We start from the raw sequence: 14,109 nt of genomic DNA, 5'->3' as shown, positions 1-14,109 counted from the left end.
GCCTACGTTTTCCAAAACCATTTGCGCTTCACAAAGAATATAGTGATGAGGGAAACGACTCCTGTAAACAGCACCCCTTTCATGAATCCCATAAAGAAATTCTGGTTCATGGCATCCCAATAGGTTTTGGCTTGAGTGAGTTGCAACAGCGGTAACAATACTAAATTTCCTGCTACATAAGCTACCATTGGATTCTTACCATTCAAAGAAAGGTAGGTTGAAAAAGATGAGAGGTAGCTTCGCTTGGCCATTACACTAAAAGCAATCAGTGTAAAAAAAGCAAGTCCGCTGGTTACAAAATAATAGCTGTAGGTAGATGAATCTTTTTTAATACCCCCTTCATAGGCTTCAAAGAACAAACCAAGCAGTAACAAATAAGTTCCTGCATTAGCCAGTTGTTTGTATAAATTTTCCTTTGCTGCTGCTTTCAATAAATACAAAGCGGTAACACATAAAGATGAGCTTACTAATACATTCACAAACAGCATCCGGGTAAACAATCCATACAAATTCACAATCACCAAAGCCAAAGCAATCATCAACAACCAATTTTCAACGGATGGCTTTACTTCTTCATTCTTCATTTTCAATTTTTCATTCTTCATTTCCCCTATCATCATCTCTCCCGCCAATGTTCCCGGAATAATGATGAAAAGATATTTCAGAAAGTAAAACTTATACAGCCAGTCAAACTGAAAAGCACCAATATGGCTAAAGTTGAATAACTCTTTCGCCCATCCATCCATCGGCTCTTTAGCTGCTAAAAACACCGCCATCATAAAAGGCAATAACCCGATTCGCAATAAAGGTTTATCGGCAGTGAAATAATAGATCACCGTACCGAACAACGCCATATTGGCCAGCACCAAAATAATAATGTCACTTTTATAAAAATCAAAACCCTTTCCACTCCAGAAGGGGAGTTTCCATAGCAAAAACAAAGCACCCGCAAATGAAACAAGTTTAGTAATCAGGAACACTACTTTCAGTTTTTCATTTTTGTTTTCATAAAACTGAAAGAACAACAACACAAATGCAAGCATTGAAAGTAAATGCGCTGTAGCTGTTGGCGTTTCTGCTATCACCCATGCTTTCATATGTTGCGTGAACAATGCAAAGAATGCCAGCAACAGAAATCGCTTCAATGCCATCCATAACACAAACAGAAATCCTTTTTTGTTTTCAATATGCTTTTTCAACGATAGAGGAATGGCAGCACCCATACTGAACAGGAAGAAAGGAAACACCAGGTCCACCCAGGTAATGCCCGGTATCGATGGATCAAATTTGTGCAGCGGTGGCGGTACCTGTGCATGAAACATCCAGGCAGGTAATACATTCCCGAATGCAATGGTACCGCTGAGCACCATCGTTAAAATGGCAAAGCCACGGAGTGCATCTAAGCTTTCATTCCTGTTCATATGCTTAAAATTATAAATTTAAAAAGCCCCGGTAAACACCGGGGCCGGAACTATTGATTATGACCCAATAAAATACTTGTTATTGCCATCCGTTGTTTTGCTTGATATTCGTATTGGCGTCAATTTCAAATTGCGGTATAGGCCACAATTTATACTTGGGGTTATTGTTATTACGGGTTTGATTGCGGAAACGGATACGCTGATTCACACTGGCTGTATAATCAGGAATTCCGTTGGCATCAAATACCGGTGTTGCAGGCGGCACTAATGGATCTGATGCTGCACCTACAACAGGGCCGCTGTTAGCTTTTTCATAAATATCCCATCTTCTTAAATCGAACAAACGAATACCCTCACCTGCAAACTCAACCACACGTTCATTACGAACAATCCGACGAAGCGTTGCCTGGTCATTTACAGTTACATTAGGCAATCCTCCTCTGCTGCGAACGAGGTTAATGGCATTGGTAACAGTTGCATCTATTTCATTCAATTCAATTTTAGCCTCTGCATACATCAACAAAATATCAGCATAACGCATTAAAGTATAACCGGTTTTATTTTCCCATGAATACTGAGTAGAGTCAACAAATTTTCTCCATACATATCCAACGCCACCAATATTACCGGTAGCACTTACCTGCCATTGAATACCTGCAGCCTGTGCTCCAATCCAATCATTATTTCCGGTTACATTATCAAATACTCCTGTTGTCCAGTTAAAACGACGGCGCACATTACTGTAAATATTAAAAATGGTGCGCTCTCTCGGATTTACGTAAGGTGCAATGGATGTGTTATTTTGATAAGCAATGGTATCACCCTGCATGGCTAATGTCCAGCGCATACGGCGATCACGGTTTTCTCTTGGTGCTGCGGGATTGTAAACCAAGGATTGATCAATACGCTGGCCGTCAATTGCTTCAAAACGATCCACTAATGCCTGTGAAGGGAAATGACTGCTCTGTGAATTGGTAACCTGGCGAGGAATGGTAATTACAGTTAACCAGTTTTGAGGATCCAACACATCTGTTGGATAGGTTTGTACAAACATTAACTCACGGCCGGCATTAGCACGCTGTCCTGCCAATAAAAACAAATTCGGAAAGCTTGGGTTCAAATTGTATTGTCCGCCATCAATAATTGTTTTTGTTGCATTGGCAGCTGTACGGTAATCTTTAATTAATAATGCCAGCTTTGCTTTTAAACCAAGAGCAACTCCTTTATTCACTCTTCCCATTTCCTGAACAGGCTGTACACTTGCTGCATCAAAAGCAGCAGCAGCTTCATCCAAATCTTTATAAAGTTCTGCAACAATAGTAGCTACAGGAGTACGTTGCGCTTTAAGTAATTCATCAACCGTGGGTGGTGCTTTATAAAAAGGCACATCACCAAACATATACATCAGGTGAAAATAGCCCCAGGCTCTTAATACTAAGGCTTCTGCTTTGTAACGGCCAAACACTTGTGCTGTTACATTGTTACGGCCGTTTTCCATCCCTTTTAAATGTTGGTTGGAACGCTGAATCAATCGCCATGCCTGGTTCCAGCAGGTATTAACAAGCTGATTGTTTACCAGGAAAGGACCGCCATCGCCCATAGCAACAGCATCTTCTGCATTACCGCCCCGTTTCATAGCAAGATCTGTGGAAGCTTCTACAGCAAATAATAAAGGTGTGTTATTCGGGAACACCCAGAATGCAGAAGCATAAACACCATTAATACTCAATTGCATTTCTGCTTCATTGGCCGGGAAGTTATTGGCCGATGATTCATTAAGTGGTTTGCGGTCGAGAAACTTTTTACAACCGCCTGCTGTAATGAGTAACAACAGCATTGGCATATATATTAACTTTTTCATTTGCTTAATCTTTTACGGTTTATTAAAAGTTTACGTTTACCCCTGCAGTGAACGTACGCATTACAGGATAAAACTCTGCGTTCGCATTATTAATCTCAGGATCAAATCCTTTCCATGCCTTGGTAATAGTGAACAGGTTTTGTCCGCTTACAAATACACGGAATGAGGAGATGCGCATTTTCTTTACCAGAGAAGCAGGAAGTGTATATCCCAGGTTCACATTCTTTAAGCGGAAGAATGATGCACTTCTGATCCATAAATCTGAAACGAGGTAGTTGTTGCCTCCAAAACCGGAAGGCAATAAACGGGGGAAGCGTGCATTCTGGTTATCCGGTCTCCAGTAATCTTTATGTTGTTCCAGTAAAGAAGCAGCAAAATCATTACTTGCAAACGGCACTGCACCCGTACCACTGTAATAGTTGTTACGCTTTCCTACACCTTGTCCAAACAGGTTCAAATCAAATCCTGCATAAGCAAGGTTGATATTGATACTGTATTCATAACGTGGAAACGCATTGCCTAAGAATGTACGGTCAAATGCATCAACTCTTCCATCGGGTTTACCATCAGGCCCGCTGATATCAGCATACTTTACGTCGCCGGGTTTAGGTCCCGTTGTAGGACTTGAGCTCCAGGGAATACCAAATTGTACCGGTGAGTTTTTAACATCATTGGAATCACTGAAATATCCAAGTGCCTGGTAACCGAAGAAGGAGTTGAGTGCGTAGCCCGGTTGTGTTCTGGTTGAACCGCCATCAAGAAAAGGCAACCCTGCAATCAACTGATCAACTTTGTTCTTCACATCACTGATCATTGCAGTAACATCAATAGAAAGTTTCTTGATTCTTGTTTTATAATTGGCAGAAAACTCCCAACCACGATTGGTCATGTTACCGGCATTATAAAAAGGATTGGTTAAACCACCACCTGATGGAGGTAATGCACGCTGCAGAATCATATCTTTCAATGTACGTACATAATAATCAGCCGTAATGGTCAAGCGGTTTTTAATAGTAAGATCTAAACCCACATTGGTTTGCTGTGATGTTTCCCATTGAATATCCGGGTTGGGGAACTGTAACAATGCAACACCTACTGTGGTAATATTATTGAAATATGTGTTGGTTCCGTTTGTGGGATTTGAATAATTGGCCTGACCATAAAATGCATCAAACGAATAGTTAGAGGCAAAATTCTGATTACCGCCACCACCTGTTGAAACACGCAGCTTACCAAAGCTGATGATCTTTGAAAGATTATCAAAGAATTTTTCTTTAGAGAAAATCCATCCTGCTGAAGCTGATGCAAAACTGCCCCATTGTTTATTCCTCTCCTGTGAAAAGCGGCTGGTAGCATCCCTGCGTCCGTTTAATTCAACGAGATACTTATCACGGAAAGCATAATTAATACGTCCGTAAAAACCGGCAATAGCTAACTCACTTACGCCGGCATTATTATCTCTCTGACCTGTACCAAGGTTTAAGTAAGGTTGATTGGGATTAATAAATCCGGTACGTGACGCACCAAAGAAATAGTTTTCATACAACTCACTTTGTGCACCACCCAACACTTTAAAAGCATGTTCATCTTTTACACGGAAGCTATAGGTAGCCTGTCCGCTGAAAATATTGTAACGATCGTTTCTCCAGCTTTCACTTAATGAAGTAGTTCCCGGCCATGTACCAATCCGGTCATAACTCTGTGTAGTTAAGTTGGGTTGATAAATGTCAACATTTTTTGTAAATGTTTTAGTGTAAGGATTTCTTTTTTCACGACCCCATGCAGCTTCAATATCGAGGCCTTTGATTGGTTGAAAATTAAGCGCAAATCTTGTTAAGAGTGTATTCCCTTCTGTTTCGCTGGTACCGGCACCTTCTGCCATGGCAATAGGGTTACGGTTATTACTCTGTGCGGCTGTACCATACATACCGGGACCGTATTTACCTCCACCAATGGCCGGTAAACCAATGGCCTGGCGAATAATAAACTCAGGAGAACCGGTGGAAGGATTAACCGTAAAGTTGTTGTTATATGCAATGACAGCTGAGAAGGTTAATTTATCATTTAACTTAAACTCAGGGTTAAAACGGATATCATATTTTCTGAAACTGTTATTCTGAATCAAACCCTGCTGGTTAAAGAAGGTGATGGATGTGAATACATTTACACGCTCACCGCCGCTCATTAACTGAACGTTGTGATTGTGCATTAAACCATTGTTGGTTAAAACTTCATTAAGCCAGTCAGTATCAATAATGTCAAGATTATTGGCAGGATTTGTTCTGTAACGATCAATTAATGATTGAGGAAATACCGTTGCATTAGGATTACCGGTACGGTTTTGCTCTGCTACATTACTTAACAACATATGATCTAAAGCTGATACACGGTCAGGGATTGAAGTGAAATCCTGCTTGGTGACAAAGTTGTTATAACTAACCTGCAATCCATTTTTGGTAGCACGTTTGGTTTTAACAAGAATAACACCACCGCTCGCCCTGTTTCCATAAATAGAAGTAGAAGCAGCATCTTTTAATACGGTAATGCTCTCAATAGCATTTGGGTCAAGTTGATTCAACGCATCTAATCCTGTACCGGTGGGTAATTGTAATCCATCAATAACAACCAGCGGATTACTATTTCCCAAGATTGAACTTTCACCCCGAATGCGAATGCCTGCACCATCAGCACCGGGACGACCGCTTTGTTGTTGTACAGTTACCCCCGGAGCTAAACCCTGAAGCACTTGTGTAGAGCTGGATACCTGGCGTTTAGTTAAAGCAGCGTTGTTCAACTGCACTAACGAGCCTGTGAGATTTGCCTTACGTTGTGTACCATAACCTACTACTACAACTTCGCCAAGGTCTCCTGCAACAGCAGGCAATGAAACTTCAATGGTTTCATCATTCACCTGAACTTCGGTAGTACTAAAACCAATACCGGAAAAAACGAGCGTTTCGCCTTTACTGGCATTAATGGTAAATTCACCTTTACCGTTGGTGATGGTGCCTCGGTTGGTTCCCTTCACCTTAATTGAAATTCCTTCCGCCACATTACCGGTTGCTGCACTACGCACACTACCTTTTACAGTAATTTGCTGTGCAACTGCCGCCAAAGCTGACGTTAGAACCAAAAGCAGCATAAGCAATTGCTTTTTCATAATCATAGTTTTGATCGTTATTAAAAATGGTTGTTTACTTAAATTGTCCGTTGTGGTTCACTTGTTTTAACTGAAATGGATTGATGGTTTGATCCAGCAATACCGCCAGTTCTGCTCTTGTAATGTTCCTGTTTTCATCAAATGCCTTCAATCCCCAACTACTCCACTTGTTTTCAATTTGCTGTTTGATGTTGCTGTAACTTTTATAATCAAATTCATTTTGCAGTTGATAAATAAATCCAAGCTGACGAACGATCCGCACTGCATCATCAATGGTGAGGAGGGGGCGATCATAATGTTGCAGTTTGATGAAAGGGGCAACATCTGTAAGAAATACCGAAGTCTTTACTGTACTATCCGGGTAAAACCAGGTACGGTTAGCCCATTGATAAGGCTCTCCTTTCCCTTTCAATATTCCGGTAGCACCAATCCGTTGTATGCTTCCAAAATGAGGATGCGAACGTTTTACATCATAATACGGCATGATGTAAGCTTTGCTGTTGAGTAATTGCTGTTGTACCTCTCTCACTTCAACCACTCTTGCATGGGTTTCTTTCTTAACAGCCAAAGCCGCCAGTGTACCGGCGGCCTGACCGGTCATCATTACACATGGTTGTAAACGGGTGGTGCCATTCACCACATTACTTACACTAATACTTTTTTCTGCTATAATAATACCATTATGTGTTTGAGGAATTAAAGCACCGAGTGGTACGTTGAATGAAGGAACAGGATAGAAACCCAGATGCTGTGGCGCTTTTAGATTTTCACGGTGATGATGATCAATAGGATAATCACCTACTGCGATCCCTGTTCTGTACAAGGCTTCTGCTTGTGTAAAAGGTTGAGCAATATGCTGAATTTTAAACCGCACCAATCCCTTTACTCTTCTGCTTTCACGGTGATAAGGTATTAATGGAAGTTTATCGGCTGTTGGAAATTCATCATCTGCCAAGTCCAGATGTTTAAATCCAAATTGCGTTTGTAAAAAGTAAATGAATCGGATGGTTTTTGCTTTCGCTTGCTGAATGGCGGCTTTGCGTTGCTGCGCATTCATAGGAATCATGTTGATGTATATATCATTACCCTTGCCCGGCCAGTTAATCATGTATTTTCCATTGGGCAACTTACCGTAGTCCAGCATTTTTTGTGCCGTTACATTGCTTGTAATTTTTTCAGGAGTACTGCTGAATTCATTGTTGCATCCGTCAAACTCCAGGGGGTTATAGTTAGCGGGCTTCGGTAAGGTTCTGTCAACACCTTTGCCATAGTCTTTGAGGATTGCCGCATAAGTCATGTCCTGGATGATATCATTCGTTTCAGGCACATTTATATTTTCGCCGGTAACACTGCTGGCTTCCATTCCCATATCAAAAGGAATTTTTGCACTTGCCAATACATCACCTAACTCGGTTGCATCAATCACCTGTTTCGCATAAATGGTGATTTGCTTTTTTGTTTTTACATCAACAAACAGAGCTCCTGTAACAGTGTTTCCGTTTACAATCGCTTTTACAAACTCTGTTTGATACAACACTTTTAAGTTGGGCAATGCACTTACAAATGATTTAATGATGCTGTCACCAACATGCGGCTCAAACTGTGTATTGCTTACCCATCCTGTTGCAACAGCGTTGGGACCTCCATATACTTTATACAATTGTTCTCTGAACTCACCCCAGATACCGGAAGGCATATTATGATTACCATCAAACGCTGCTACACCTGCTGCACTGAACATACCACCGAGCCACACTGTAGGCTCAGCAATGATGGTGTTCACACCCATGCGTGCACTTTGAATACCTGCTGCACAACCACCGGTGCCGCCGCCAATCACCAATACCTCTGTACGCAACACCGTTTGTGCATGAACAGTTGCAGTAATGAGCAGCAGCAGCAAAGTTTGTTTCAACTTCATGTTTGTGGTGATTGTATTTTTCAGGTGCTATTTACAGTTAACAACTTTAGCCTAAACTCAACATGAGAAAATTGTATTATGATTTCAATCCATCCAATGTTTTCCAAACCTGGTATAAGGACCTTGGTATATGAAAACAGCCTTTCCATTTACCGCCTTTTAAATCCAGCAACACTTCCCCACGGCGGTTGAGGTAGCCAAACCACTCATCGTACTCCTTATCTTTAAAATGATTCCAGGTATATTCATGTACTTTCAAAAACCATTGGGAACAACGCTCATCACCTGTTAATGCATATCCTTTTGCCAAGGCCACTAATGCTTCCACATGCACCCACCAGAGTTTCTGATCCCATTCCAGTTGTTGTGTGGGATGCCCCTGCACATCCATGAAATAGAAGATGCCTTCATATTCTTTATCCCATCCGTATTCCAGCGTATCCAGCATTATGTTGCATGCTTTGCGGATGAGTGCTTCATCATTCATACGTTTGCCCAGGTCCATAATAAACCACATGGCTTCAATGGCATGTCCCGGGTTCAACACCCTTCCTTCAAAGCAATCAGCAAAACTTCCGTCTTCGTTTACATTTTCTAATATCAAACCCAATTGTGGCTGATAAAACACATCCATCACTTCATGAATCACTTCAGGAATAAAGCTGTCTACCCGTTCCTTACCTATCACATGCTCCATCTCTAAAGAGAGGTTGCACAAAATCATGGGTAATGAAAAATTTTTGAGCGAACGTGTGCCGGGTACCGCTTTGTTGTAAATGCCTTTCCAGTTATGGCGACGGCGGAGAATATTTTCAAATGTGTCAACCGCTAATTGCTTGTATCGATCGTTTGGGCTTGCTTTGTCAAGCGATGCAAAGGCCATGGTGGCAAAACAATCGCTGAAGATATTGTACGGCTGTACGAGGGGTTTGCCTTCAGCTGTTAGTGAGAAATACCAATTTCCTTCTTGATCTCTACCATACTTTTCCATGAAGTTGGCGCCATGCAAGGCCATCTCCAGCCATTCCTGTTTTTGCTCCACGTTGTTATACATATAACTGAAGCACCATACTCCACGCCCCTGCAGCCACATGAACTTATCCGTATCGTATACGTTGCCATAGCGGTCCAGGCAGGTGAAATAACCACCGTTCTGTTCGTCTTTGCTATGATTGAGCCAAAAAGGTAGGATATGATTGACCAATTCATCACGGTACATGCCTGCCAGGGAGGCAAGCGATTCGTTTGTATTGGCAGCAGTTTTAGTTGTTACGGAAGACACTTCCATAAAAAGGAATATTAATAAGAAAGGTGAAGTTATTTATCTTTTTTATTAATTTCAAAATTCTTTTTAATTTTTTTTATTTAGTAAAGATGAATGAAAGTGCTTCCTTCTAAATCATCCTTGCGGGGTAAATAGTTTTAATAACTTTAGCGCATGAGCAGTACACATTCTTTAATGGAGGTTTTTGGGGAGGAGATAACCGGCAGCGGCGTGGCATTGAAGAACAAGAGCCTTAAAAAAGACATAATCAACCAGTTGGATGAGGATGGTGATCTTACCATTGCCGATCTCTCCCGTGAACTCAACATCAGTACACCCAAAATAACCAGCCTTGTAAATGAACTGATAGATGAAGGTCTGTTACAGGACCTGGGCAAGATTGATAGCACCGGTGGCCGCCGTGCCAGTATTTACGGATTAGTGAATGATGCCTGTTATTTTATAGGCGTGGATGTAAAACGGTATTATATTAATATAGGTCTGCTGGATTTTAAAAAGCACCTGGTGAGTGTTCACGAAAAGATTCCTTACCCGCTGGAAAACACACAGCAATCGCTGACGGCTCTTATTGATACCATCCGCAACTTTATTAAAGAACAGGGTATAACCAAAGATAAAATTCTGGGCATCGGCATCAACCTCAGCGGACGGGTGAATAATATTACCGGTTACAGCTACAGTTATTTTCACTTTCATGAAGAGCCGTTGGTAGCCACCATTGAACAGGAACTGGGAATTAAAACTTTTCTTGAAAACGACTCCAACGCTATGGCGTATGGCGAGTTTGCACATGGTGTGGTTACCAATGAAAAAAATGTACTCTTCATCAACTTAGATTATGGTACGGGCAGCGGCATCATTGTAGATGGAAAAGTGTATTACGGCAAGAGTGGTTTCAGCGGTGAGTTTGGTCATATTCCTTTTTACGATAATGAAATTATTTGCGGATGCGGTAAGAAGGGTTGTTTGGAAACAGAAGTGAGCGGTCAGGCCCTGTTGCGGAAAGTAAAAGAGAAAATGGAGGCCGGTGCAGCCACCATCCTCACTAAAAACAAAGGTGAATTGAAACTCGAAGATTTAATTGAAGCCGCCAAACAGGAAGATGTACTGATGATTGAACTGCTGGCAGAGATGGGCGAAAAGCTGGGGCGTGCTTTAGCCGTATTGATTAACCTGTTTAACCCGGAGCTAGTGATCTTGGGTGGTACCCTTGCTGAAACAGGCGATTATTTACGTTTACCGGCACGCAGTGCACTTAACAAATATTCGCTTTCACTGGTGAATAATGATACACAGGTAAAACTCTCCAAGCTGGGCGAAAAAGCGGGGGTGATGGGTGGTTGTTTGATTGCAAGGAATAAAGTGCTGGGGAAGATGCAGTGAGCAAAATAAAGAGTAACATAAAATAAATTCCCCCTGTTTCAGTTGTAACCTTATGATTGCACTTTTTGTATTCTTCCTTTCACTTCAAAGCACTACGCTCAGCGGCAAAGCCGTAAAAATCATTGACGGAGATACGTTTGATTTATTGAGTAACGGTAATTTATACCGGGTGCGTTGAATGGTATTGATTGCCCGGAACGTGGACAAGCCTATTACAGAGAAGCAAAAGCAGCATTGGGCAAATTTTGTAACAATAGAACTATTACGGTAACCTATCGCAGCAAAGACCGTAACGGAAGATTGCTGGGTGATGTATATGCAGCTAATCAATACATCAACCTGTTACTGGTACAGCAAGGCTATGCCTGGCATTTTAAAAAGTATTCAACGGATGTGCGTTTGGCTAAAGCTGAAACGGAAGCCAGAGCAGTTAAAAAAGGCTTGTGGGCAGATGGTAATGCAATAGCGCCTTGGGTTTGGAGAAAGATAAAATAGATTGACATGCAATTTCATAAGACTACTATCATTAGTCATATAAATCATAATAGCAGAAAGATTATCATATCCTAATTAGATGATTTGTGAACAAAACCTTTACTTATCAAATTCAATAAGAACGGATTTCATCCCTTTATTCATTTCTAATAATATCTTCACTTTTCATTTGGTTTCATAAATAGCTTTCCGGGGCCCATTACTTTAAAGGTGTCAATAAACGCCTCCATAGAAACAATATGCCGTTCATTTAAAGAGCGAGTGAGCGGCACTTGATATTTCTTTGCATCAAACTCTACAATGTAAACATTACTATCGCCAACGATCCTCTTTGCTTCCAATAAAAATTGGTTAGCATGCCCGGTAAACGGAGAATTCATTGCCCCTGTAACAGGTGCTAATATCTGTATATTCCTTTCTGCTGTTTCGGGTTCCTGTTTGCTGTTTTTTATTAATAAGATCTTGATATGCTTTGGATGCACCTTAAGTGCTTTTAAATAATGAAAAATATCAAGTCCAGTTGCAAGGCCATAATTTTCAAAATAACCTCCATCTACAAACTGTGCATTACTCTTAATACCAATATGTGATGCAGCGCTGATTAGCGGGAATAACTCAGACAGATTAACGGCTTCCCTGTAACGGATATCTTTACGCAGGATCTGGCAATCATAAGATGTATCCTGTAATGGTAAGATAGCATTCAGAAAAAAAGAAGTATCAGCACCTTTGATAATGAGCGGCGAAAGAATAGTACGTCTTCCGCTGTTTACCTCAAACGTATTTACAAAATGAATAGGCACAGAGTCATTCCTCTGAAAATAAGTTTTAAAATAATCCCTGGTGTATGCTGCTGTCATTTCCTTATTATCCTTTCCAGTTATGGCAGGATTGCTGATGATAGCATTTTGCAAAATTCTGTCGTATTCAAGCCGTATCCGTTGGTTACGGTCGTGAAAACCGTTAGAACTTGTGTTACCGGGAATCCAGCTTCGTGGTATTGTTACAACACTGCGCAAAAGAGATTCTAAGGGATCCCCGGCCAGTAACCCAAATGCCCCGCTGGAATTATAATTCTGCTTATAAATTTTATACAGATAATCATCTGTTTCCTGCAATTGCAATTGTTTAGCTTTTATGTAATTGTAAACTCCTACAGATCCGCCTGATATAGTACTGTAGCAAATGGTTCGGTTCCATAATCCTAAACGTCGTCGGTCTAACTCCATTAATGTGGCTGCAGCAATATATCCCGCACGGGAGCCACCGCCCATAGCACAAACGATAAATACAGTACTGTCTTTTTTTCCTGTACTGTCAGTATTCATTTTTAATATATAATTATAACGTTGCTTAAGAGCACTATCAAGTGAAATCGGAGAATCCGCAAGTGCGTGATTACTGCTGTCTAATTGAATACGGAACTGCTTTTCTGAGCCAAGAAAAGGGGTAGCCAGGAATAAAACAGTTGCTCCAAATGCTATAATCTTCATCAGGCTGCTGAAGTTGCGGTAGGCATTTCTCCAGAAATCAAGATAAATAATATAAAAACTGAAAACAATCAGTAAAATGTAAAGAGTGCTTATAACAGTAAGATCCGGCAAAAAATAATATATTAAAAAACCGGCGCCAAGACCTGTAAGCAATAACAGGTATAACCATTTTGAATAACTTCTGTTTTTGGGTGATACCATTTGCTGAACCAGGTGCCGTACATTTTGCTGAACATCGCTACCGTTTTCATCACTGTAGAACAGAAGCCTGAAAACAATAATGCTGCTGAAAAACAGAAAAACGGCAACAAAATAAAGGGGCTTACCTTCTCTCCCCATTAATAAGGTAAATACTGCAGCCAATAAGATTATAAGAACAGAAAGACGAATAAGTACCAGTATATACGGATTGTAAATTTTGTAAGGCAATGCATTCATTTTATGAATCAATCTTGTTACAGCCTTTGACGTTGTGAACCATATAAACAGAAGGAAAAACAAAAACAATAGAATATTCACCAGGATCTGTAACCACACTTTTGTTTCAAAAACAGAATTATAACTTACAAATGCATTGGTTACAACCATAAATGGCAACATAGCTATAAAAGCCAGGAGCTTAGTAGCGATATAAAACCGCAGGTAGTTGTTTTGTATTTCATCTATCCTGTCTTTTGAGTAAAGAAAAAAAGGTAAAATCCAGATAGAAATGCTCATACAAAAAATGGTGCCGAACAAGCTCAACAAAGATCCCAGTTTTTCCACTTGCCAATTTCTTTCAGTTAAACGGTCCAGGTAGGTTTCAATGATATCCCTTCCTACAGTTGTTCCTGTTAACAAAAACCAAAGCAGAAAAATCATCAGAAAGGTATACCAATTCAGTTTTACAACACGAGAGAGCGAGGGAATAATCTCTTTTACATAATCACCCGGCAGATTTATAAATCTGGCAATACACCATTGCAGCCCTTTCTTAAAGTAGGGCAAAACAAAAAATGCGGCGAGTGATAAAAGAATTAATACAACTACAGGTATCGTAAGAAAAGACATAACAGGCATTTACAATGTGAAAAAAATAAAAAGAGCTGAA

9 protein-coding genes are annotated in these 14,109 nt (G+C 40.6%); 3 read left to right on the top strand and 6 right to left on the bottom strand.

From position 1 onward, the window contains the following. Positions 1–2: 2 nt before the first annotated feature. From PDL71_RS02785 to PDL71_RS02765, 5 genes are all read right to left on the bottom strand, one after another. Entirely contained in the window at positions 3–1,421 is a 1,419-nt protein-coding gene (locus tag PDL71_RS02785) for a DUF5009 domain-containing protein (protein ID WP_407525010.1), read from the bottom strand. 79 nt (positions 1,422–1,500) lie between these two features. Next, positions 1,501–3,282 carry a RagB/SusD family nutrient uptake outer membrane protein gene (locus tag PDL71_RS02780; protein ID WP_407525007.1) on the bottom strand — a complete coding sequence of 594 codons (1,782 nt, stop codon included), beginning with the start codon at positions 3,280–3,282 and terminating at the stop codon, positions 1,501–1,503. A 22-nt stretch (positions 3,283–3,304) separates the two neighbouring features. After that, on the bottom strand, positions 3,305–6,442 hold the full coding sequence (locus PDL71_RS02775; protein ID WP_407525005.1) for a SusC/RagA family TonB-linked outer membrane protein: 3,138 nt from the start codon (positions 6,440–6,442) through the stop codon (positions 3,305–3,307). A 34-nt stretch (positions 6,443–6,476) separates the two neighbouring features. Next, positions 6,477–8,363, bottom strand: a complete 1,887-nt coding sequence (locus PDL71_RS02770) for an FAD-dependent oxidoreductase (RefSeq protein WP_407525002.1) — start codon at positions 8,361–8,363, stop codon at positions 6,477–6,479. 76 nt (positions 8,364–8,439) lie between these two features. Beyond that, entirely contained in the window at positions 8,440–9,651 is a 1,212-nt protein-coding gene (locus PDL71_RS02765; RefSeq protein ID WP_407524999.1) for an AGE family epimerase/isomerase, read from the bottom strand. Positions 9,652–9,801: 150 nt separating this feature from the next. Between PDL71_RS02765 and PDL71_RS02760 the strand changes: the two genes are divergently transcribed. The 3 genes from PDL71_RS02760 to PDL71_RS02750 are packed head-to-tail and all read left to right on the top strand — an operon-like array spanning position 9,802 to position 11,526. Continuing rightward, a complete protein-coding gene (locus PDL71_RS02760) occupies positions 9,802–11,031 on the top strand; it encodes an ROK family transcriptional regulator (RefSeq protein WP_407524996.1) in 1,230 nt (409 codons plus the stop codon). A gap of 52 nt (positions 11,032–11,083) precedes the next feature. Next, entirely contained in the window at positions 11,084–11,209 is a 126-nt protein-coding gene (locus PDL71_RS02755) for a hypothetical protein (RefSeq protein WP_407524993.1), read from the top strand. Further along, positions 11,206–11,526 (top strand): thermonuclease family protein, encoded by a 321-nt coding sequence (locus tag PDL71_RS02750; protein WP_407524990.1) that lies wholly within the window; start codon positions 11,206–11,208, stop codon positions 11,524–11,526. Before PDL71_RS02755 ends, PDL71_RS02750 begins: the two co-directional genes overlap by 4 nt. Before the next feature lie 158 nt (positions 11,527–11,684). Here the strand turns inward: PDL71_RS02750 and PDL71_RS02745 are convergent, their stop codons facing one another. Then, a complete protein-coding gene (locus PDL71_RS02745; protein ID WP_407524987.1) occupies positions 11,685–14,069 on the bottom strand; it encodes a hypothetical protein in 2,385 nt (794 codons plus the stop codon). Between the last annotated feature and the right edge of the window lie 40 nt (positions 14,070–14,109).

The sequence above is a fragment of the Lacibacter sp. MH-610 genome (assembly GCF_045780045.1).
Classification (GTDB): domain Bacteria; phylum Bacteroidota; class Bacteroidia; order Chitinophagales; family Chitinophagaceae; genus Lacibacter.
The sequence above is the reverse complement of the archived record's forward strand: the minus strand, read 5'-3'. Positions and strand labels throughout refer to the sequence as shown.